This window comes from Moraxella sp. CTOTU47579, assembly GCF_032004885.1.
GTDB lineage: Bacteria > Pseudomonadota > Gammaproteobacteria > Pseudomonadales > Moraxellaceae > Faucicola > Faucicola tetraodonis.
In genome coordinates, this window is sequence record NZ_DALZOJ010000001.1 from 120,529 (window position 1) to 142,427 (window position 21,899).

Sequence of the window (21,899 nt, forward strand, 5' to 3'; positions counted from 1 at the left end):
AAATTGATGTGAGAAAAACCATGAGTCAACCTTATATTTTAGTCTTGTACTACAGCCAAAATGGCTCGACCAAAGATTTGGCGTATCTGGTCGCACAAGGTATTGAAGATAGTGGCACAGGCATAGCCGCTCGGATTCGCACGGTACCCAAGGTCAGTAGCGAGACTGAAAAAGTTGCGCCAAGTATTCCTGATGAGGGTGACCTGTATGCCACCATGGATGACTTAAAAAACTGTGTGGGGCTGGCACTCGGCAGCCCAACCCATTTTGGCAATATGGCAGCATCGATGAAGTATTTTTGGGATAATAGCGTCACAATTTGGCTCGCGGGGGATTTGCAAAACAAACCGGCATCTGTATTTACCAGTACGGGCACCATGCACGGTGGGCAGGAGACGACTTTGACTAGCATGATGACGCCGCTACTGCATCATGGCATGGTGATTGTGGGAATTCCCTATAGTGAGCCTGCGCTCAATACCACGAGCCAAGGTGGAAGCCCGTATGGTGCAAGCCATGTCAGCGGCGCAAAGCATGACCACATCATGACCGCGGACGAAAAAACGTTAGCCATCGCCCAAGGTCAACGTCTAGCAAAAATTGCCAAGGCATTACAAGCGTTATGAGAAAACAAGCGTTATGAGAAAAAAAGACCCGCACTCACTATCTGCCCCCAAACCCATTTATCCCATCCACCGACGCTTAACCATAGTATGGTGGGTTTGGCTGGGGTTTCGATTGCTGGCAGTACCGCTATTGACGCATTGGTTGGCAAGTGTAAAGCCTGATATTGTCGGCGGGATTGCTTGGCAAGCTCTGTGGTTGATACCCGCGCTCTTATCAACGCCTTATATCGTCAAAGGCAAAAGCCCATACGCGCTATTGCTGCTAAGTATGCTCACTTTTGTATATTTGGGGGGCAGTGGTATGGTCGCCCTCAAATACGGCTATCAAATGCATTGGGGGTTGATGACTGTGTGGTTGGTGGATTTTGTTTTGCTAGGATGGGTCAATTACTGGCTATTTATTTTGTTAAAACGACTGCCAAAGATGAATGGCTAATTGCTAAAAGAGCGCAGCATGTCACGTACGCTCTTTTTATGCTAAAAATTATGCTAAAACACCGTTAGGCCAACACATCATTTAGCCATTTACCGATAATTTTGAGTTGCGGCATACATACTTGGTGCGCCATCGGATAGCTGTAAAACTGCGGCTGATAACCTTTTGACTCAAGCCATGCTTTGGCTTCTTGCCCAAGCTGTACTGGGACGACAGGGTCTTGTGTGCCATGATGAATAGCGATGTTTAGATTTTTATTGGCATCACTTAAAACTAGGCTATCTTTGGTCGCTAAATAAGTCGATAGGGTTAACAGTCCGGCTAATGGTTTGTCATAGGTTAACGCGGTTTGATAGGCGACCGCACCGCCTTGTGAAAATCCAGCAATCACGATATGCTCAGGCGATACACCGCGCTCGGCTTCACGCGCGATTAATTCTCCAATCGAGCGGGCGGATTGTTCAATCTGTGCGGTGTCGATTTTGCGCTCAAGCGACATTTCCAAAATATCATACCAAGCTGGCATCACATAACCTTGGTTGATGGTTACAGGAATGGCGGGGGCGTGAGGAAATACAAACCGTATGCCATGGTTACCATCGAGTCCCAAGTCAGGGACGACTGGCTCAAAGTCATGACCATTTGCGCCCAGTCCATGTAGCCAAATCACCGCTCTGTCAATCGGCAATTTATTAGGGTTGTGAATGACTTCAACCATTTTTAATAAACTCATAAATTCTCCTTTCATATGAAATACAAATGTCATAAAAATAATTATTGGATAGCTTAAAAATAGAGATAACGCTTGATTTTAGCTTATTCATACCACATTATCTAGGCAATGTTTACCATAAGAATAGCCTAAGTGAATGAAAGAACTTATATCGACTGCTGTACCATTAAATGATCCTCAACTAGACAAGCCTCAAAATGTGAAATTACCTGTCATGGCAAAAGACAGCTATTATCTGTCACGCCTTGCCCAACAGTTAAAACAAATCAAAGACAAAGAAAGCGAAGACTATACGTCAAGATTTGACCGCTACCAAAAACAACTCAAACACTCGCAAGAAAGAGTGCAAAGCCGTATCGCCAGTCTGCCAACGATACATCTTAATGAAGATTTGCCCGTCAGCCAACAAGACGATAGACTCATCAAAGCCATCCAAGACCACCAAGTCATTATCGTGGCAGGGGAGACAGGCTCAGGCAAAACCACCCAATTACCTAAGATTGCCATGCTCGCAGGGCGAGGGGTAACAGGGCAAATCGGACATACCCAACCAAGACGATTAGCGGCGCGTAGTGTGGCAAATCGCATTGCTGAAGAATTAGGGGAAACGCTCGGACAGACAGTGAGCTTTAAAGTGCGTTTTACTGAGCAAGGCTCATCCGATTCCATTGTCAAACTGATGACCGACGGTATTTTGCTTGCCGAAATGGCGCATGACAAGTTTTTGAGCCGCTATGATACCATTATCATTGATGAAGCCCACGAGCGCAGTCTTAACATTGACTTTATCATGGGTTATCTCAAGCGTCTATTGCCAAAACGTCCCGATTTAAAGGTGATTATCACCTCGGCAACGCTCGACACAGCAAGGTTTAGCCAGTATTTTTCTAGCGTTGATGGTAAAACCAAAAAAGCGACGCCCGCGCCTGTGTTTGTGGTTGAAGGTCGCAGTTATCCCGTAGAAGTGCGCTACCGCCCGTTGACGGATGAGATTGTCACAGGTTCGGATGATGACAGCTTTGATGATGTCGAAGATAACTTGCCGCGAGCGATTACCGCAGCGGTGGAAGAGTGCTACCAAGACGCTGCCAGCAAAGGACATGCTGACCAAGCGGATATTTTGATTTTTGCCGCCACCGAAGCGCAAATTCATGATTTGGCAGATATTTTAAACCAATATGCCCCCCGTCATACTCAGATTTTGCCGTTATTTGCCCGTCAAAGTTTTGCCGAGCAGCAGCAGATTTTTCACCCGACAGGCGGACGACGCATTATCATCGCCACCAACGTTGCCGAAACCGCCTTAACCGTGCCCAATATCCGCTACGTCATTGATTTGGGGTTTGCTCGGATGTCACGCTATGACTATCGCTCGCGGGTACAACGACTGCCGATTGAAGCGATTAGCCAAGCTGCCGCCAATCAACGAAAAGGTCGCTGTGGACGTATCGCCGCGGGCGTGTGTATCCGTTTATATTCAGAAGAAGACTTTACCAGCCGTCCCGAATTCACCGAGCCTGAAATTTTGCGTACCAACTTGGCGTCGGTGATTTTGCAAATGGCAAACTTGGGTCTGGGGGAAGTAGAAAATTTTGACTTTATCCAGCCACCCGACAATCGACTGGTCAATGATGGGCGTAAACTATTAGAAGAATTGGGTGCGATTGCCACTAAAAAACCTGAAAATAGCCTAAGCACATCTAATAACAATAGCAAAGGTCAATCCAAACGCCTTCCAAATCAACTTACCAAAGTCGGTCAAATGATGGCAAAAATGCCCATTGATCCTCGTTTGGCACGTATGCTGATTGCAGGTGAGCAATATGGTTGTCTCAAAGAGCTATTGGTGATTGTATCGGGCTTGTCAGTGCAAGACCCTCGAGAACGCCCGAGCGATAAGCAAACCCAAGCCGACCAAAAACACGCATTATTTCGCCAAGCCGACAGCGATTTTTTATTTTATCTTAGTCTTTGGCAGGCAATTCATGGGGCCTTATTTCAAAGCAGTGGATTTAAAAGCGGTGGTATTGACCGTCAAAAAAATGAAACACTAGACGATGAAGCCGCGCCAATCGCGCAAAGCCCGTATGAAAACGACAAACTAACCAACAGCCAACGTAAAAGCTTTGCCAAAAAACATTTTTTAAGCTCACCGCGCTTACGTGAATGGCAACAAACCCATAGCCAGTTGCTGCAAATGGTGGATGGCTTAAAATTAACAATCAACCAAGAGCCCGCCAGTTATGTGCCTATTCACCGAGCATTGCTCACGGGTCTACTGTCGTTTATTGCCCAAAAAGTTAATGATGTCGATAAAAGCGGCAAGCTAATCAAAGCCAAACGCGGCGAGTATGTCACTGCGCGTCAGCACAAAGCCAAGATTTTTCCAGCCAGTACTTTATTCAAACAAAATCCGCTATGGGTGATGGCGTTTGAGGTGGTTGAGACCTCGCAGGTGTTTATGCGTACCGCTGCCAAAATCGAGCCAGAGTGGATATTGGCGATGGCAGGGGATTTGCTCAAATACCATTATTTTGAGCCGCATTGGTCAGCCAAAACGGGGCATGTCAAGGCATACGCCCAAATCAGCCTGTTTGGTCTGATTGTGGTACACAAACAACTGATGAATTATGAGCGAGTCAATCTTACTGAGTCTCGAGAAATCTTTTTGCGAGATGCCTTGGTGTTGGGCAATCTGAATGCCCCGTCCACAGGCGATGGTAAAAAGGGCAAATTGCCGCCATTTTTGCAGCATAATATAGATAAAGTCGCTGATGTCTCCTTGATTGAAGATAAGCTGCGACGTCGAGACTTGCTGGTTGATGAAGAGCAATTATACGACTTTTATGCCAAGCGAGTGCCTGAGCATATCGCTAGCCGTAAAGTATTTGAAGATTGGCGAAAAGAAGTAGAAAAAACGGACCCACAGTTTTTATTTTTTAGTGATAAAGATGTACTCAACGAACAAGCACCCGCTACCCAAGCTTTCCCAGAAACGTGGCAACTGGGTAATCTGAAACTACCCCTGTCGTATATTTTTGACCCGACTAGCGACGATGATGGTGTGACCATTAAAGTCCCACTCGTTGCCTTACCACAGGTTGATGCGGTTGAATTATTATGGGGTATTGCAGGGTGGCGCTATGAGCTGGTTTTGCAGCTATTAAAGACGTTGCCAAAAGATATTCGCCGTCAAATCGTACCCGTGCCTGATACCGCCAAACAAATTTTTGACACGCTTGAAAAAAACCATCATGGCGGACTGCTAAGGCAACTGTGCCAAGCCTTAAACCAGCGCGGCGTGCGTGGCGCAAACAACCAATTTGTAGAGCCAAAAGACTTTAACCCAAGCGAGGTTGAAACCTATTTGCAGCCACAAATTGCGTTGGTCGATGACAAAAACCGCCTGATTGAAAAAGGGCGAGATATTGACGCATTAAAACTGCGTCATCAAGTCACCACAAGTCAAGCTGTCGCCAGTGGTAAAGGCGTACATAGCGAGTTTCCCGAGCATTTTAACTTTATGCAAAACCGCCACAGTGCAGGCGTGATGATCAAGCAGTTTTCGGCGCTGGTTGCTGATGGGCAGCCAAGCTATAGCGATAAAAAGGCTGTGTCTATTCAGCAGTTTACCGATGTCAGTGTGGCACTCAACAAACACCGTCAAGGCTTGCTTGCTTTAATCGGCAATGAGCTCGGAGCAAAAGCCAGACAGCTTACCAGCCAAATTGATAAAAACTTTAAACTTGCCTTTGCGCCGCTTGGTGAGCTTGATAGACTCAAAGATTTGCTGATTCATGCCACGCTTGATGCCACTTTTGAAAAATTTGTTGCAGCGTTTGACCATGAAAAATTCACGGCAGGGATTCATGATAAAGAGTTGGTGATTGCCATCAATCAGTTGCCTTTGACCTTGGATGAATTTAACCAAGCCAAAGCCGTGGTGCTGGCCAATTTCTTGAGCGTTGGGCAAAGCGTACTAGTGCAGCTAAAATCGGTGTATGAGCAGTGGCAGCAAGTTCGCCAAAAACTGCTGTTACTTGATCGTGATATTTTTGAAGAAAGTATCGAGGATATCGAAGACCAGCTCGATGATTTGAGTTTATCGGACTTTGTGTACCGCATGAGTTATCAAGATTGGCAGCAATATCCGCGTTATTTGCAGGCGTTGTTGGTGCGTCTTGATAGGCTTGAGCACAATTTAGATGCCGATCTTGATGCCGTGTATCAGCTTGATAAACACATGGAAAGGCTATCTGTTAAGGGTAATGATGAGACAATTATGCCGTATCGTTGGTTGGTTGAGGAGTTTCGGATTCAGCTGTTTGCCCAGCCGATGAAAACCCGTGTGCCAGTCTCAGATAAACGCCTAGAAAAATTGTGGGATGAGTTGAATATTTAAAACAAAAAATCCGTCAAACTTTGGCGGATTTTTTATAAAGTATTGATTGAGTATAATTTTGCAAGCATTTACTTAAAGTAAAACCATGACGGCGAGCGTTTTTGCAGGGTATGGCTCATATTGAGTAGTCATGATTGGGAGTGCTACAGTTGATAGGGGTTTTACGAACAATAGGTTATGAACAATAGATTAATTTTTTTAGCATTTGAAATTTTTACCTATACAGTTAATTTGAGTCGATGAAAAATTAAAAAGTTGATTTGGTAAAAACAGCAAAACTTAGTAAAATAGTCAGATTAAATTTTTTAAAAGTGAAAATCATGCCAAGCCAACCGCAAGTTTTTAATCCCCAGTCTACCAATAAACCTGCCACCCACCATCAAGCCAATCATAACGAAAACCGTACTGTAGGTCAAAGCGCCAGCCAAACGGCGCACCAACTGGCTCAAGATATAGTAACGACAAAAGCGCCTAAGATTGGTTTTGTATCGCTTGGCTGCCCCAAAGCCTTGGTGGATAGCGAGCGCATTATCACCGAGCTTAGCCGTGATGGCTACCAAGTCGCCAGTGACTATGATGGCGCAGATTTGGTGGTGGTCAATACTTGTGGCTTTATCGAATCTGCGGTGCAAGAATCGCTTGACGCCATTGGTGAGGCGATTACCAAAAACGGCAAGGTGATTGTCACCGGTTGCCTTGGCAAAGATGCCGAAAAAATCAAAACCATGCACCCAGCCGTGCTTGCGGTGACGGGCGCACATGCCTATGAAGAAGTCGTCAATGCCGTGTCGCATTATGTGCCAAAACCTGCACCATCAAAAACTTACGACCCAAAAATCGACCTAATCAATGATGCGGGCATTAAGCTTACGCCAAAACATTATGCTTATGTCAAAATATCCGAAGGCTGTAACCACCGTTGTACATTTTGTATTATCCCAAGCTTTCGTGGTGACCTCGTTAGTCGCCCGATTGACAGTATCATGACTGAAGCGGCTGCGCTCAAAAATGCCGGCGTCAAAGAGCTATTAATCATCTCACAAGATACCTCAGCCTATGGCGTAGATCTTAAATATAAAACCAGTTTTTGGAATGGCATGCCCATCAAATCTAAATTTTACGATATGTGCGAGGCACTGAATCGTCTGGGCATTTGGGTGCGTTTGCATTACATCTATCCTTACCCACATGTTGATGCTGTGGTCAAACTGATGAGTGAGGACAAGCTACTGCCATACCTTGATATCCCGTTCCAACATGCCAGCCCCAATGTGCTCAAAGCCATGAAACGCCCCGCGCATAGCGAAAACGTACTGGAGCGCATCAAAACTTGGCGCTCGATTTGCCCCGATATTGTCATTCGCTCTACCTTCGTGGTGGGTTTCCCTGGGGAGACAGAAGAAGATTTTGAATATTTGCTTGACTGGCTCAAAGAGGCGCGATTAGACAGAGTAGGGGCGTTTACCTATTCAGAAATAGAAGGCGCGGTGGCAAACGATTTGCCGAACCCTGTGCCAGAAGCTATCAAACAACAACGCTATGAACGACTGATGGCGCTACAGCAACAAATCAGTGCCGAAAAACTGGCTGAGAAAGTCGGTAAAACCTTAAAAGTGCTGGTAGATGAGATTGATGAAGAAGAAAATATCGCCATTTGCCGTAGCTATGCCGATGCGCCAGAAATTGACGGTCACGTGTATGTAGATAATATTGATGCATCGGTTAAAGTCGGTGAATTTTTGACCGTCACCATTGATGAAGCCAATGAGTATGACCTTTTTGCCAGTTTTACAGGTGAATTGTTATAAAGATAAGGATTGTCATGTCTCAATCAATGTTAGCGTATGGTCTTTTAGGGATTGCGATTGTCAGTGAGGTTACTGGTTCAACTTTTTTGGCGAAATCAGAGGGATTTAGCAAACCCTTGCCCACTATCACCACCGTGATTTGTTTTGGCATTGCTTTTTATCTTCTTTCACAAGTCATCAAAATCATACCACTGGGGATTGCTTATGCCATTTGGTCAGGGGTAGGTATTGTGTTGACCGCTATCATTGGTTATTTTATTTTGGGTAACAAACTGGATTTACCTGCTATCGTGGGTATGAGCCTAATTGTATTGGGTGTGATTGTGATTAATCTGTTTTCTCATTCAGCCACGCATTAATAATCTACACATTAATATAGCGACTTGATAGTTTGATGACTAAAGCCGATTGAATTTTCAAGGTGAGAGCAGGGTAAAAATTAAAATGACTGTTGAAATTATCTTTACACTATCTAAAAACCGTTAATTTTGTTAAAATTTCGCCATTTGCATTATTTGTTATCCAACAGCCAACAAGAGGTCAACCATGTCTGATAAAGCTCCCCGTTACCAACGTATTTTGCTCAAACTCTCTGGCGAGGCCCTGGCAGGCAAAAATGATATGGGGATTGATTCAGGCGTATTAGACAACATGAGTCTTGCGATTGCCCACTTGGTAGGATTGGGTGTGCAAGTGGGTATCGTGGTCGGTGGTGGCAATTTGTATCGTGGCGCTGCGCTACAAAAACAAGGCTTGGTGGGCCGTGTCACAGGCGACCAAATGGGTATGCTTGCGACCGTGATGAATGGCTTGGCGATGCGTGACGCCCTAGAGCGCCGTAATATCAAATGCCGTTTGATGTCAGCCTTGCCAATTGGTGAAGTGACTGAAAACTACAGCAGCCGCAATGCCATTCGCTATTTAAAAAACAATGAAGTGTGTGTGTTTGTCGCAGGTACCGGCAATCCATTTTTTACCACGGATACCGCAGCATGTTTACGTGGCATCGAGATTGAAGCCAATTTAATCCTAAAAGCCACCAAAGTCGATGGCGTGTATAACAAAGACCCAAATACCCATGACGATGCCGTCAAATACGACGAACTCACCTTTGACCAAGTGCTAGATCAAAAATTGGGGGTGATGGATTTGACTGCGATTGCGTTGCTGCGTGAGCATAACGTACCGCTGCAAGTATTTGATATGGCAAAACCCAACGCGCTGCTTCATGTGGTGATGGGCGAGGCAGAAGGCACCAAAGTTATCAATTACTAATTTCTAAATTTGACATACAGAGTTTTAAAAGGATGCAACATGATTAACGATATTAAAAAACAAGGTGAAGACAAAATGAAAAAGGCGATTGAAGCCTTGGAAAATGCCTTTAGTAAATTACGCACGGGCCGTGCCCATCCTGGTATTTTACAGGGTGTGATGGTGTCTTACTATGGCTCTGAGATGCCACTTAATCAAGTGGCGAGCATCAACGTTGAAGACTCGCGTACCCTGTTAGTGCAGCCTTTTGACCGTAGCATGGTGCAGGCAGTGGACAAAGCAATCCGTGAATCAGATTTGGGTCTCAACCCAATGAGCGCAGAAGTGATTCGGGTACCACTACCCGCATTGACAGAAGAAACCCGTAAAGATATGCAAAAATTGGCACGTCATGAAGCCGAAGAGCGCCGTGTTTCCGTGCGTAATGCCCGCCGTGATGCCAACAATGCCTTAAAAGCCTTGGTAAAAGACAAGCAAATCTCAGAAGACGATGAACGCCGCGCCAATGACGACATCCAAAAAATGACTGATAAATACATTGATAGCATTGATAAAATGCTCTCTAGCAAAGAAGCAGAGTTAATGGCCGTTTAATCGTTATTTATCCAATAAAAGAACCAATTCATAAGAAGTAGGTCATGGTTGAGTCAAAGGTAGCAATGCCACAACATATTGCCATCATTATGGATGGCAATAACCGCTATGCAAAAGCACATGGGCTACCAAGCGGTGGCGGGCATATTGCCGGCAAAGATAATTTAGACCCTTTGGTTGAGCATTGCATGGATATTGGTATTCGTGCGTTGACGGTATTTGCTTTTTCTAGCGAAAATTGGCAGCGCCCAGCCAATGAAGTGGTGTTATTGATGAAGCTGCTTGAGCAAACCGTCCATGACCAATTACCACGGATGTTGCGGCATCAAATTTCTTTGCGCTTTATCGGCGATAGGGATGCCTTGACGCCGCATTTACGCGCGATTATGCAAGATGCAGAAGATCAAACTGCCCATTTTACTAAAATGAGTTTGGTGATTGCTATCAGCTACGGCGGTCAATGGGACATCGTCAATGCCTGCCGCCAAGTTGCCAAGCAAGTGGCACAAGGCGCGCTTACTGCCGATGCCATTACCCAAGACGATTTTGCACGCCACCTGTCGCTATCGGATTTACCAGCGGTTGATATGTTAATCCGTACCGGGGGTGATTACCGCATTTCTAATTTTCTACTTTGGCAATGTGCGTATGCTGAGTTATTTTTTACCGAAACGCTTTGGCCAGATTTCAAGGCGGCTGAATTAGACCAAATGATTGATATTTTTATGGGTCGTGAACGTCGATTTGGTAAGACCAGCGAGCAAGTATTAGGTTTGGGCTTTTAATTAATCAATAGGAATTGTCATGTGGGAACGCATTAGAACCGCCATTATTTTATTAGTGATTGTTGGCGTTGCGATGTTTGCTACCCGCGAGCCTATTTTGATGTTGCCGCTATTGTTAGTGGGTGCAGGTTTTGGGGCTTTTGAGTGGTCAAAGCTCATGCCATCATTTCACCAAAATCCCGACAATTATATTCCGCCTACCACCCAAATCCCGACCAAACCTGCCAAACCAATCGATTATATATATAGCCTTATGGTGTTAGCGATTGTCAGTTTGTTATTGGTGATGGCAAAGCTAACTGGCAGCATAACCGCTTGGGTGTTTTTTTGGCTGGTTGCCGCGCTGATTTGGTTGCTAGCGATTGGCTGGATTCGCCATTATCCCAACAATACGCAAGCTTGGTATGGTAAGCATTTGTACATCATCGGTATGATTATACTGTCATCCGCCATTACTGCGATGTATTATCTGTGGTCACTTTCAGCTTGGTGGCTGCTATATGTGTTTGTATTGGTGTGGTGCGCGGATAGCGGTGCTTATTTTGTCGGACGAAAACTTGGTAGACGCAAAATGTCCCCGCACGTCTCACCCAATAAAAGTGTGGAAGGCTTACTTGGTGGACTTGCCACGGGTACGCTTGTGGTGATTGGCGTATCGTTTGGGTTGTTAAACGATTGGTCGATGACGGCTATTGGATTGTTTTTGCTGTTATCGTTGCTCACTATCATCATGTCCGTGTTCGGTGATTTATTTGAAAGTATGCTAAAGCGCCATGCAGGCGTCAAAGATGCCGGGGCATTATTACCAGGGCATGGGGGCATTCTTGATCGTATTGATTCGCAGCTTTCAGCCGTGCCAATTTTTGCGTTGGGATTTTGGGCGATGAAATTTTACGGCTTAATTTAATGCTACATTGGGTTTAGCTTTCAAAAATTTTCACATCTGCTTAATATTAATCTGTTCAATACCAATCTAGCCAATATCAATTTGTTTAATTCACTAATCAATGCAAGCTTGTGTTTCATTCAATCTTTTTTTGCGCAACTGCTTGTTGATTGATGCTTAAAAATCTTCTCGCGTGTTAATATGCTTATCACAGTGGCAATTTGCCGCTGTAAACGTAAAATGTTAGGTTTAACCGCCGTCTGCCCCAACTTACTAGGTCATTGTAATGCTATCTTCAACTCACACTATACCGCAAAAAAACATTGCTATTATGGGCACAACTGGCTCTATCGGCGATAGTACACTATCGGTCGTCAGTCAGCATCCTGATTTGTATAACGTGGTCGGGGTGACAGGGTTTTCGCGGCTCGATAAACTGTTGAGTATTTGTCAGCAATTTAAGCCAACTTATGTTTGTGTTGCCAAAGAAAAGGAAGCAACATTTGCGCAGATGCTCAGCGACGCTCATCTAAACTGCAAGATTTTGATTGGTGAGCAAGGTTTAGTTGAGCTTGCCACACTAGCAGAAGTGGACATGGTGGTTGCGGCTATCGTCGGTGCTGCAGGCTTGCCATCAACGCTGGCAGCGGCGAACGCGGGTAAAACGATTTTGCTTGCCAATAAAGAAGCATTAGTGATGGCAGGTGAACTGATGATTAAAGCCGTCAAACAGTCAAATGCCAAATTGCTCCCAATTGATAGTGAGCACAATGCCATTTTTCAATGTTTGCCTACCGCGGTGCAACAACAGCGCAATGCCATTCATGATGATAACCATGGTATTAAAAAGCTTTGGTTAACTGCCTCAGGTGGACCATTTTTACACAAAACACTCGATGATATGAAACGCGCCAGCGTTGCAGAGGCTGTCAAGCACCCGAACTGGTCCATGGGGCAAAAAATATCAGTAGATAGTGCTACCATGATGAATAAAGGCTTGGAGCTGATTGAAGCAAGTTTTTTATTTGATATGCCAGTCTCTGAGATTGAAGTGGTCATTCATCCGCAAAGCATCGTGCACTCTATGGTTGAATACAACGATGGTAGTTTTTTAGCCCAGCTTGGCAGTCCTGATATGCGTACCCCCATTGCCCATGCTATGGCATACCCTGATCGTATCAGCAGTGGGGTGGAACGATTAGATATTTTTAAGTTAAGTGGCTTAAATTTTGTCCGACCTGATTTAGAAAAGTTTAAATGCCTTGGGTTGGCTTATCAAGCCATGCAACAAGGAAGCTATGCGTGTATCGCCTTGAATGCCAGTAATGAGATAGCCGTTCAAGCGTTTTTAAATGGTGACATCTGTTTAACCGATATTGCCGATATCAATGAAAAAGTGCTATTGCAAGCTGAAAAACAGCCGATTGGGTCATTGCAAGCGATTTTGGCGGTCGATAAACTAAGCCGCGAACAAGCACACCAATGTATTGCCGATTTAAATGTTTAAACAGTGCTTAAAAAAGCTTAAAAATAGTTGGCAACACTGGTTGATAATCGTTAAAAATGACTTCATAACTTATTAACATAACGATAGTTAAATTATTTTTAGCCTGTGATTTTGTCAAAAGGATAGCCATGAATTTCATCTTGACCGTTTTAGCTGCAATTGTGGTACTAGGACCTTTGGTGGCACTACATGAGTGGGGGCATTACATTGTCGCTCGGCTATGCGGTGTCAAGGTATTGACCTATTCAATTGGCTTTGGTCCAAAGCTGCTAAGCTGGACAAGTAAAAAAACTGGGATTAATTATGCGGTTTCTGCGATTCCGCTTGGCGGCTATGTCAAAATGCTCGATGAGCGAGAAGGCACAGTCAATCCAGCTGAACGTCATTTAGCCTTTAATACCCAACAACCTTGGAAAAAAATCGCCATCGTCGCAGCAGGTCCGGTGATGAACTTACTAATTGCGATTTTTTTGTATTGGCTGCTATTTATCACACCAACCCAAGTATTGGCGACCAAAGTCGGCAGTATTTTGCCCAATTCACCTGTCAGTCAAACCAGTCTCACAGTTGGTGACGAAATTGTTGCGGTCGATAATAAACCCATCCAAAGTTGGCAGGATATTAACTATGCGTTAGCCGATCGCATGGGCGAGTCGGGACAAGTTAATTTAACGGTGAATGGCGCGCAAGGTCAAACCAATGTTGCCGTGCCGATACAGCGCTTTATGAAAGTAGAAGCGGGTAAAGCAACCAACCCCATTGATAGTTTAGGCGCGATTCCGTGGCAACCAAAAATTCCGGCGGTGGTCGGTGAAATTGTCCCAAATAGCGCTGCCGCGCGTCAAGGTCTGCAAGTCGGTGATACCATCACCCGTGTCAATGGTCAACCAGTGAGCGATTGGCTGGCGTTTTCACAAGTTGTCAAATCTAGCCCCGAGCAGTTATTAACGCTTGAAGTACAGCGCCAGGGCAAAATCATCCCCTTAAAAGTCATGCCACAAGCAAAAAAAGATACGATGGGCAATCGATTTGGACAAATTGGCGCAGCGGCCGCAGCATCTAAGGTTGCACCGCCACCTGAGTATATAAAAACCATTCAATATACCCCCATCCAAGCGGTCGAAAAATCCGTGCATCAAACTGTCAATTTAAGTGCCATGACCCTCAAATCCATGGGTAAAATGTTGACCGGCACCATTGGGGTAGAGAACCTATCAGGTCCCATTACCATTGCCAAAGTCGCCAATCAAAGCTTTAGCATCGGTTGGGAAGCGGTATTGTCGTTTATGGCGATTATCAGTTTAAGCCTTGCTGTGCTCAATTTATTACCCGTACCTGTGCTTGATGGCGGTCATATTGTCATGTATGCCTATGAGGCTATTTTTGGTAAATCCATGCCGGAGAAAATACAAATGATGGGAATGAATATTGGTTTAGTTTTGCTTGCAGGTTTCATGCTGTTGGCGATTGGTAACGATATCTCACGCTTGTTTTAACCGACCCAAATTTGGCTAAAATATTGATTTGTAGTTTTGTTTTTTCGCTAGACTTTACGCAAAATTTAGCTTACCTTATGCCAGTAAAATTTATTTACGGATCTCTTGTACTTTGATAATACAAGCTACACATCAAAGACAAACTATTACTAGAAGTTTAATCAAGTCACCCTTTTTGATAGCATTTGTTATTTTTAGCGGACTAAACTTAGATTACCAAATTTAGATTATCAAACCTAGATAATGATCTTTGGATAACTAATTTTAGATAGTTAAAGATGGCAGGTTTCATGCATTATCTTTGGGCAGTCGTCAATTCGGAAACAAGTTATATGCGAAATTCAGCGTTATTTTTGGTTGCACCGTTAGCACTCGTTACCTCGTATGCACAAGCGGCAAATTTTACCGTGAGTGATATTCAATTTAATGGATTGACACGGGTATCCGCTGATAACCTCTATCCAGTGCTTGCTGTCAATACCGGTGAAGTAGCAAACGATGCCAATATCGCAGCTAGTATCAAAGCCCTCTATGAAACTGGCAATTTCTCAGACGTTAAAGCCTCCCAATCAGGCAATAAGTTGGTATTTGACGTGGTAGAGCGCCCAATTATCGCAAATGTCACTTATGACGGTAATAAACTCATTCCAAAAGAAGCATTGACCGAAGGCCTAAAACGTATTGGCATCGTAGAAGGCAATGTGCTAAAACAGGCGACAGTTGAGCAAGTGCAAAATGAGCTAAAACAGCAATATAATCAGCAAGGTTATTATAATAGCGAAGTTAATGTGACCCAAACGCCCTTAGACAATAACCGCGTTGCGCTTAAATTTAATTTTGTTGAAGGTAAAGCGGCGCGTGTTGTCGATATCAAGGTAATTGGTAACAAACATTTTAGCGACAAAGAAATCAGACAGGCGATGAGCATCAAAGAAAGCTCATGGATCAATGTGATTAGCAAATCTGACCGCTATGCCAAAGAAAAGCTTGCGGCAAGTTTAGAAAATGTCACCGCCATGTACCAAAACGCGGGCTTCGTCAAATTCACCATCAATGATGCCACCATTAATTTAAGTCCAGAAAAAGACAAAGTGTTTATTGAGCTCAATCTTACTGAAGGTGAGCAATATAAATTTGGTAATGTCAACTTTATGGGTACGCCCAACTACGATACCGACAAGCTTCGTAAGCAAGTAGCATTTAAGCCAGGTGAGCGTTATTCACAACGTCAAATGACGACAACTTTACAAAATCTTGGCACACTGTATGGTAACGATGGCTACTATTTTGCCCAAATCCGCCCAGTGCCCCGTATCAATGAGGACACTCGCACGGTAGATGTCGATTTCTTTATTGATCCTGTGCGTCCTGTGTATGTGCGCCGTATCAATTTTACCGGCAATAATAAAACCGCAGATGAAGTATTGCGCCGAGAAATGCGCCAAATGGAAGGCGCATTGGCCGCCAATGAAAAAATCGATTTGTCGCGCACGCGTTTGATGCGTACAGGCTTCTTCAAAACTGTCAACATGGATGTCAAACCTGTCCCCAACACCCCCGATCAGGTAGATATCAATGTTGCAGTAGAGGAGCAACCATCAGGTACTAGTACCATTGCGGCTGGTTATTCACAAAGTGGTGGTATCACTTTCCAAGCAGGTTTAAGTCAATCTAACTTTTTGGGTACAGGTAATCAGGTCAATATTTCGTTATCGCGTTCTCAGACGTTAGATAGTTATAATTTGGGCTATACCAACCCGTACTTTACCCCAGATGGGATATCGCAAAGTGCCAGTATCTATACACGCAAAACCAAATATGACAGAAAAAACATTTCAAACTATGTAACAGACTCGTATGGTGGCACCTTAGGTTTTAGCTACCCGATTGATGAAAATAAGAGTTTAAGTGCTGGTCTCACACTTGATAGTACCAAAATCAAAGCAGGCGCTTTGTTAGCGGTATCAAACTATCAGTACTTAAAAGACGAGGGTAATCTGCAAGTAGGTTCAGACTCTGATGGCAATGAATCATTCGAATCAGACCCATTTAATACGGCTAGCCTAAATTTAGGCTGGAATATGAACACGCTTGACCGTGGACGTTTTCCAACCAAAGGTATGTCACATAACGTCAATTTGGAACTGGCTTTTGGTGATGCCACTTACCAAAAACTGGTCTATCAAGGCAACTACTATCGACCATTCCTAAAAAATACCGTACTACGCGGTTATACCAAGTTAGGATATGGTAACGATTTACCTTTCTGGAAAAACTTCTTTGCAGGGGGTTATGGCTCAGTGCGTGGTTATGAGAATGCCACTTTAGGCCCTACCAGTAAGCGTTATTACCCAGTGAAGAATTATAATGGGGTCGATAATTACCCAGAAGAGATTGGCGGTAATGCACTCGCGCAAGTGGGTACTGAATTAATCTTGCCGATGCCGTTTAAAGGCGATTGGGCAGACCAAATCCGTCCCGTGTTATTTGTTGAAGGGGCACAAGTGTTTGACACCACCAATAAATATGACCAAAAAGTCACAGTGAATGGCAATACCGTATCGCTATTAAATGAAAAAGACAATAACATGCGTTTTAGCGCGGGTGCAGGCTTCACTTGGATTACCCCAATTGGTCCAATCTCATTAAGCTATGCCGTTCCGCTCAATGATAAAGATAAAGATAAAGTCGACAATGTACAGTTCGAAATTGGACGTACATTCTAAAAGGTCTATGTATATGAAAATAATCACTCAGTTAGCCACAGCAAGTATTTTAAGTGTATTGGCAATGCCAGTGTTTGCCAATACCGTTGCGGTTTGGAATTCCCAAGTTGCCATTAACAATACTAACATCGCCAAAACCAAAATTGGCGTGGTGCAAGCGGCGGTCAAACCAAAGCAGCAGCAGCTTGATAGCTACAAAGCCACCATTGAGCGTTTGCAAAAACAATACGCCACGCAAAATGCTCAGATGACCCAAGCACAAAAGGATGATTTGCGTAAGCAAATTCAAACCAACCTACAAAACTATGAACAGGTTGCCAGTCAAATCCAGTCCATCATTGATGCCAATGAGTCAGAAGTGATGCAGCGAATTGCCCCCAAAATCCAAGCCATTAAAGAAACTATTGTGCGTCAAAAAAATATTGATGTGCTGATTGATAATCGTGATAGAACGGTTAGTTATGTCAAACCTGAATGGGACGTAACGGCAGATTTTACCAAAGCGATTAACGATCAAGTAAAATAATATTTTTTAAGCTTAGAGGTTTTAGCAAAAACGCAATATTCGACTATTGCGTTTTTTATTTTCTGTGTAAAATTAAGGCAAATTTTAAGCAAACGATTGGAGTAATTAAATGGCGTTCACCCTCACACAAATTTTGGATTTTTTAGGTAGTGACGTCATTGACCAAGGGGATGCGCAAACCGACCAAGATTTGCAGAAACAAATTTCCAAAATCGCCTCTCTTGAGGATGCCACCGACAGCGATATCACGTTTATCGCCAATCCTCTATTTGAATCAAAATTGCAAACCACGGGTGCTGGCGCTGTGCTAGTCCCCGCATCCTTACAGGAAAAAAGCCCAAGCCATAGCGTTGCCATCGTGGTCAAATCACCTTATGCCGCGTATGCCAAACTGACAGCATTGTTTGAACCGACGCAAGCGTATCATCAGACAGTCAACCCTAATTTATCACATTGTTTGATTCATCCGACTGCCATTTTGGGTAACAATCTGCAATTGGGCGACAACGTGCGTATTGGGGCGTATAGCCAAATCGGTGATAACTGCGTCATTGGTGATGACGTCAAGATTGAGGCCCAAGTCAATATTCAGCCCAATGTCGTGATTGGCGAAGGTAGCTTAATTGCGCCGCATGTGTACATCGGGCATGATTGTGTACTGGGTAAACATGTCAGCTTGCATAGTCATGCCAGCATTGGCAATGACGGGTTTGGCTTTGCTCCTAAAGGCAGTACAGATGAAGCAGGGTGGCAAAAAATTCACCAATTGGGGCGAGTGATACTGGGCGATCATGTCAGCGTAGGCAGCCATACCTGTATCGATCGCGGCGCGCTGAATGATACGGTTATCGGTAATCATGTCATTATCGATAATTTGGTGCAAATTGCCCACAATGTGCGCATTGGTGCTGGCACGGCGATTGCAGCATGCGTGGGGATTGCTGGCAGTACAGAAATTGGTAAACGCTGTATGATTGGTGGCGCATCAGGTTTTGCAGGTCATATCAAAATTTGTGATGATGTCACGATTACTGGCATGACGATGGTGACCAAATCGATTCACCAACCGGGTGTATATTCTTCAGGCATGCCAGTGATGCCCAATAGCTTATGGAAAAGAGCCTATATTAATTTTAAGCAACTTGGCAAACCAAAAAGTTAATCGTTACCTTTATCCATCAAATAATTTGAGAAAACAACTGTAAACTCAATCTTAAAACCGTTACAATGGTTGTTTTTCACAAGTCTATTTTTTTGATAAAGATGATTTAAAAGTATAAAGGATATATCCATGGATTTTGATAAGTTGATTGATGAAGACATCGCTAGCCTTGCACAGCTTGGGGTGACATTACCTCTCAATGCCGTTGTGTTACGTGATTATCTGCCTCACCGTTATCCTTTTATGCTATTAGACAGAGTCACTGCGGTAAAACCCAATGAGTGGATTACCGGTGTTAAAAACATCACCATCAACGAGCCTTTCTTTAATGGTCACTTTCCTGAAGAGCCTATCATGCCAGGTGTCTTAATGATTGAAGCGATGGCGCAGGTAGCGGGTGTACTGGGTTTTATCAGCAAAAATGTCAAACCAAGAGATGGCTATATTTATCTCTTCGCTGGGGTCGATAAAGTGCGTTTTAAACGTCAAGTCATCCCCGGTGATCAGCTCATTTTACGTGCCGAAAAAACCATGGAGCGTCACAGTATCTATAAATTTAGTTGTACAGCGTGCGTGGGCGATGAATTGGCAGCCAGTGCAGAAATCACCATTGCAGAGCAGCGTACCCAATATCACCAGTCATGACTTTAACGTCATTTTTACATGGCTTGAATAAGGCGCGTTTGAGTAAGCTATAACGATAAAATCTGTTTAAGTTAAGCAAAATCCTTGATAAAAATGGCATACTTTAGTAAAAATGCTATAATGTCGTTTTTATTTTAACCTGCTGTTCATAGTTAGCTTTGCCTATGGTTTCAGCTAAATCTATATATTTAGTTATTTTTGATGTATTTAGTTCTTCTTGAATAGTAGGCTCGTATAAGGATTTTTCATGACGATTCACCCAACGGCGATTATTGATGCCACTGCAACGATACACCCGTCGGTCAAGATAGGGCCGTATTGCATTATTGGTGAACATGTCACAATTGGGGCACAGACCGTGCTTCACCCCCATGTCGTCATTAGCAAGTTTACCCGTATCGGTGAGCGTAACCAGATTTTTCAATTCGCTAGCATTGGCGAAGACTGCCAAGATCTCAAATACCAAGGCGAGGAGACGTGGCTAGAAATTGGCGATGACAATCGCATTCGCGAAGCCTGTAGTATTCATCGCGGCACGGTACAAGATAAAGGCATCACACGCGTTGGTAGCCGTAATCTGTTTATGGTCAATACCCATATTGCGCATGATTGCGTAATTGGCAACGACAACATTGTGGCTAATAATGTGGGGATTGCAGGGCATGTCCGCATCGGTAACCATGTGATTGTCGGTGGTAATTCAGGTATTCACCAATTTTGTAGTATTGATGATTATAGTTTGATTGGTGGTGCAAGCTTGATTTTAAAAGATGTTGCGGCTTTTAATATGGTATCGGGCAACCCTGCCAAAAGCCATGGTCTTAATATCGAAGGCATGCGCCGCAAAGGTTGGTCAAAGCAGACTATTGATTATCTACGCCAGGCTTATCGGGTGATTTTCCGTTCAGGACTGACCAAGGAAGAAGCCATTGTCGCGGTGAGCGAGCAGCTATTACCCCAAGAACCTTTGGTACAATTGCTATTGGATTCCCTGATTCATAGTGAACGTGGCTTAGTCAGATAACGTGGTAAGATAAGGTAGTAAGGAAGGATAGCGTTGCTATTTAGCGTATCCACAGCAGCTTATAAAAAGTAAAAAAGAGCCAAATCGGCTCTTTTTTTATGTGTTTTTAGGTGGTTTTTATGTCAAATGCAAATCAGGTTTTGGTAAGTTTTGCTGCTGATAAAAAGTATCGACAAACGCATCAAACTTATCATCTTCAATGGACTGACGGATATCTGCCATCAAGCGCTGATAGTAACGCAAATTGTGTATGGTGCCCAACTGTGCCGATAGCATTTCATTGCACTTGAACAAATGATGCAAATAGGCGCGGCTAAAATTCTGACAAGTATAACAATCACATTCGCTATCAAGCGGACTTTGATCAAAACGGTGCACCGCATTTTTAATTTTAACCGCGCCAAAAGTGGTGAAATAATGACCATTTCGTGCATTACGTGTTGGCATCACGCAATCAAACATATCAACACCGCGGCGTACCGCTTCCACGATATCTTCAGGTTTACCCACACCCATCAAGTATCTGGGCTTGTCGGCTGGCATATCATCGGGTAAGTAATCAAGCACCGCCATCATTTCTTCTTTTGGCTCACCGACTGACAGCCCGCCAATGGCATAGCCATCAAACCCAATATTTAATAGACCTTCTAAGGATTTTTCACGAAGGTTGCGATACATACTGCCTTGGATAATACCAAACAAAGCATTCTTATTACCCAGTTTTTCATGCTCATTTTTACAGCGCTCGCCCCAACGCAGCGATAATTCAAGCGATGTATCCGCTTCGCTAGGCGTTGCAGGATAGGGCGTGCATTCATCAAACTGCATGACGATGTCTGAGTTCAGTGAGTATTGAATTTGCATTGATATTTCGGGGGATAAAAATACTTTTGCGCCATCAATCGGCGAGCGAAAATGCACACCTTCCTCTTTGATTTTACGCATTGCGCCCAGACTAAAAACTTGAAAACCACCCGAATCGGTTAAAATCGGCTTGTTCCAACCGATAAAGTCATGTAACCCGCCAAATTTGTCAATGACATCGGTCGTTGGGCGCAGCCACAAATGAAAGGTATTGCCCAAGATGATTTCGGCACCGATTTCGTGGATATCCCGCGGCAGCATGCCTTTGACGGTGCCGTAAGTGCCGACAGGCATAAAGGCAGGGGTTTGCACATCGCCATGAGCGAGATGAACCGTACCACGGCGAGCACGGCTCTCGCCTGTAGCGTTTTTATGTAAGGTGAATTGCATATTTTGCTTTAGTA

Annotated in this window: 18 protein-coding genes; 16 read left to right on the top strand and 2 right to left on the bottom strand. The window is 44.0% G+C overall.

The window, feature by feature from the left end; all coding sequences use genetic code 11:
- Positions 1-20 precede the first annotated feature (20 nt).
- On the top strand, positions 21-626 hold the full coding sequence (gene wrbA / locus RTP55_RS00535; protein ID WP_099833861.1) for an NAD(P)H:quinone oxidoreductase: 606 nt from the start codon (positions 21-23) through the stop codon (positions 624-626).
- A 13-nt stretch (positions 627-639) separates the two neighbouring features.
- Positions 640-1,062 carry a hypothetical protein gene (locus tag RTP55_RS00540; RefSeq protein WP_312383398.1) on the top strand — a complete coding sequence of 141 codons (423 nt, stop codon included), beginning with the start codon at positions 640-642 and terminating at the stop codon, positions 1,060-1,062.
- A gap of 64 nt (positions 1,063-1,126) precedes the next feature.
- On the opposite strand, the gene RTP55_RS00545 is transcribed toward RTP55_RS00540, so the two are convergent.
- Entirely contained in the window at positions 1,127-1,795 is a 669-nt protein-coding gene (locus tag RTP55_RS00545) for an alpha/beta hydrolase (protein ID WP_312383400.1), read from the bottom strand.
- 214 nt (positions 1,796-2,009) lie between these two features.
- Here RTP55_RS00545 and hrpA point away from each other — a divergent pair, with 214 nt between their 5' ends.
- From hrpA to lpxA, 14 genes are all read left to right on the top strand, one after another.
- Positions 2,010-6,197, top strand: a complete 4,188-nt coding sequence (hrpA, locus tag RTP55_RS00550) for an ATP-dependent RNA helicase HrpA (protein ID WP_312383637.1) — start codon at positions 2,010-2,012, stop codon at positions 6,195-6,197.
- 320 nt (positions 6,198-6,517) lie between these two features.
- On the top strand, positions 6,518-8,005 hold the full coding sequence (rimO, locus tag RTP55_RS00555; RefSeq protein WP_312383402.1) for a 30S ribosomal protein S12 methylthiotransferase RimO: 1,488 nt from the start codon (positions 6,518-6,520) through the stop codon (positions 8,003-8,005).
- Between the two features lie 14 nt (positions 8,006-8,019).
- Positions 8,020-8,364, top strand: a complete 345-nt coding sequence (locus RTP55_RS00560) for an SMR family transporter (RefSeq protein WP_312383404.1) — start codon at positions 8,020-8,022, stop codon at positions 8,362-8,364.
- A gap of 187 nt (positions 8,365-8,551) precedes the next feature.
- Positions 8,552-9,280, top strand: coding sequence for a UMP kinase (pyrH, locus tag RTP55_RS00565; protein ID WP_312383405.1), 729 nt, complete (start codon positions 8,552-8,554; stop codon positions 9,278-9,280).
- A gap of 39 nt (positions 9,281-9,319) precedes the next feature.
- Positions 9,320-9,874 carry a ribosome recycling factor gene (frr, locus tag RTP55_RS00570; RefSeq protein WP_007116803.1) on the top strand — a complete coding sequence of 185 codons (555 nt, stop codon included), beginning with the start codon at positions 9,320-9,322 and terminating at the stop codon, positions 9,872-9,874.
- Positions 9,875-9,918: 44 nt separating this feature from the next.
- On the top strand, positions 9,919-10,659 hold the full coding sequence (gene uppS / locus RTP55_RS00575; protein WP_312383407.1) for a polyprenyl diphosphate synthase: 741 nt from the start codon (positions 9,919-9,921) through the stop codon (positions 10,657-10,659).
- Between the two features lie 19 nt (positions 10,660-10,678).
- Positions 10,679-11,566: a phosphatidate cytidylyltransferase gene (locus tag RTP55_RS00580; protein ID WP_312383409.1), complete on the top strand. Its 888-nt coding sequence runs from the start codon at positions 10,679-10,681 to the stop codon at positions 11,564-11,566.
- A gap of 265 nt (positions 11,567-11,831) precedes the next feature.
- Complete coding sequence (ispC, locus tag RTP55_RS00585; RefSeq protein WP_312383411.1) at positions 11,832-13,052, top strand: 1-deoxy-D-xylulose-5-phosphate reductoisomerase; 1,221 nt, start codon at positions 11,832-11,834, stop codon at positions 13,050-13,052.
- Positions 13,053-13,180: 128 nt separating this feature from the next.
- The gene (gene rseP / locus RTP55_RS00590) at positions 13,181-14,548 is read left to right on the top strand and encodes an RIP metalloprotease RseP (protein WP_312383413.1); all 1,368 of its coding nucleotides are present in this window, start codon (positions 13,181-13,183) and stop codon (positions 14,546-14,548) included.
- 332 nt (positions 14,549-14,880) lie between these two features.
- Complete coding sequence (gene bamA, locus RTP55_RS00595; RefSeq protein WP_312383641.1) at positions 14,881-17,274, top strand: outer membrane protein assembly factor BamA; 2,394 nt, start codon at positions 14,881-14,883, stop codon at positions 17,272-17,274.
- Positions 17,275-17,287: 13 nt separating this feature from the next.
- Positions 17,288-17,800: an OmpH/Skp family outer membrane protein gene (locus RTP55_RS00600; RefSeq protein ID WP_201664275.1), complete on the top strand. Its 513-nt coding sequence runs from the start codon at positions 17,288-17,290 to the stop codon at positions 17,798-17,800.
- 109 nt (positions 17,801-17,909) lie between these two features.
- Entirely contained in the window at positions 17,910-18,962 is a 1,053-nt protein-coding gene (gene lpxD, locus RTP55_RS00605; RefSeq protein WP_312383416.1) for a UDP-3-O-(3-hydroxymyristoyl)glucosamine N-acyltransferase, read from the top strand.
- A gap of 129 nt (positions 18,963-19,091) precedes the next feature.
- Positions 19,092-19,607, top strand: a complete 516-nt coding sequence (fabZ, locus tag RTP55_RS00610) for a 3-hydroxyacyl-ACP dehydratase FabZ (protein ID WP_312383419.1) — start codon at positions 19,092-19,094, stop codon at positions 19,605-19,607.
- A gap of 247 nt (positions 19,608-19,854) precedes the next feature.
- Positions 19,855-20,631: an acyl-ACP--UDP-N-acetylglucosamine O-acyltransferase gene (gene lpxA / locus RTP55_RS00615; protein WP_036598919.1), complete on the top strand. Its 777-nt coding sequence runs from the start codon at positions 19,855-19,857 to the stop codon at positions 20,629-20,631.
- Positions 20,632-20,748: 117 nt separating this feature from the next.
- Here lpxA and tgt read toward each other — a convergent pair whose 3' ends face one another.
- Positions 20,749-21,885: a tRNA guanosine(34) transglycosylase Tgt gene (tgt, locus tag RTP55_RS00620; RefSeq protein ID WP_076776002.1), complete on the bottom strand. Its 1,137-nt coding sequence runs from the start codon at positions 21,883-21,885 to the stop codon at positions 20,749-20,751.
- Positions 21,886-21,899: the final 14 nt, after the last annotated feature.

What these genes read in the sequence shown, in the direction of transcription:
- wrbA (WP_099833861.1), top strand. Translation starts at nt 21, where the DNA reads ATGAGTCAACCTTATATTTTAGTCTTGTACTACAGCCAAAATGGCTCG.
- RTP55_RS00540 (WP_312383398.1), top strand. Translation starts at nt 640, where the DNA reads ATGAGAAAAAAAGACCCGCACTCACTATCTGCCCCCAAACCCATTTAT.
- RTP55_RS00545 (WP_312383400.1), bottom strand. Translation starts at nt 1,795, where the DNA reads ATGAGTTTATTAAAAATGGTTGAAGTCATTCACAACCCTAATAAATTG.
- hrpA (WP_312383637.1), top strand. Translation starts at nt 2,010, where the DNA reads ATGGCAAAAGACAGCTATTATCTGTCACGCCTTGCCCAACAGTTAAAA.
- rimO (WP_312383402.1), top strand. Translation starts at nt 6,518, where the DNA reads ATGCCAAGCCAACCGCAAGTTTTTAATCCCCAGTCTACCAATAAACCT.
- RTP55_RS00560 (WP_312383404.1), top strand. Translation starts at nt 8,020, where the DNA reads ATGTCTCAATCAATGTTAGCGTATGGTCTTTTAGGGATTGCGATTGTC.
- pyrH (WP_312383405.1), top strand. Translation starts at nt 8,552, where the DNA reads ATGTCTGATAAAGCTCCCCGTTACCAACGTATTTTGCTCAAACTCTCT.
- frr (WP_007116803.1), top strand. Translation starts at nt 9,320, where the DNA reads ATGATTAACGATATTAAAAAACAAGGTGAAGACAAAATGAAAAAGGCG.
- uppS (WP_312383407.1), top strand. Translation starts at nt 9,919, where the DNA reads ATGGTTGAGTCAAAGGTAGCAATGCCACAACATATTGCCATCATTATG.
- RTP55_RS00580 (WP_312383409.1), top strand. Translation starts at nt 10,679, where the DNA reads ATGTGGGAACGCATTAGAACCGCCATTATTTTATTAGTGATTGTTGGC.
- ispC (WP_312383411.1), top strand. Translation starts at nt 11,832, where the DNA reads ATGCTATCTTCAACTCACACTATACCGCAAAAAAACATTGCTATTATG.
- rseP (WP_312383413.1), top strand. Translation starts at nt 13,181, where the DNA reads ATGAATTTCATCTTGACCGTTTTAGCTGCAATTGTGGTACTAGGACCT.
- bamA (WP_312383641.1), top strand. Translation starts at nt 14,881, where the DNA reads ATGCGAAATTCAGCGTTATTTTTGGTTGCACCGTTAGCACTCGTTACC.
- RTP55_RS00600 (WP_201664275.1), top strand. Translation starts at nt 17,288, where the DNA reads ATGAAAATAATCACTCAGTTAGCCACAGCAAGTATTTTAAGTGTATTG.
- lpxD (WP_312383416.1), top strand. Translation starts at nt 17,910, where the DNA reads ATGGCGTTCACCCTCACACAAATTTTGGATTTTTTAGGTAGTGACGTC.
- fabZ (WP_312383419.1), top strand. Translation starts at nt 19,092, where the DNA reads ATGGATTTTGATAAGTTGATTGATGAAGACATCGCTAGCCTTGCACAG.
- lpxA (WP_036598919.1), top strand. Translation starts at nt 19,855, where the DNA reads ATGACGATTCACCCAACGGCGATTATTGATGCCACTGCAACGATACAC.
- tgt (WP_076776002.1), bottom strand. Translation starts at nt 21,885, where the DNA reads ATGCAATTCACCTTACATAAAAACGCTACAGGCGAGAGCCGTGCTCGC.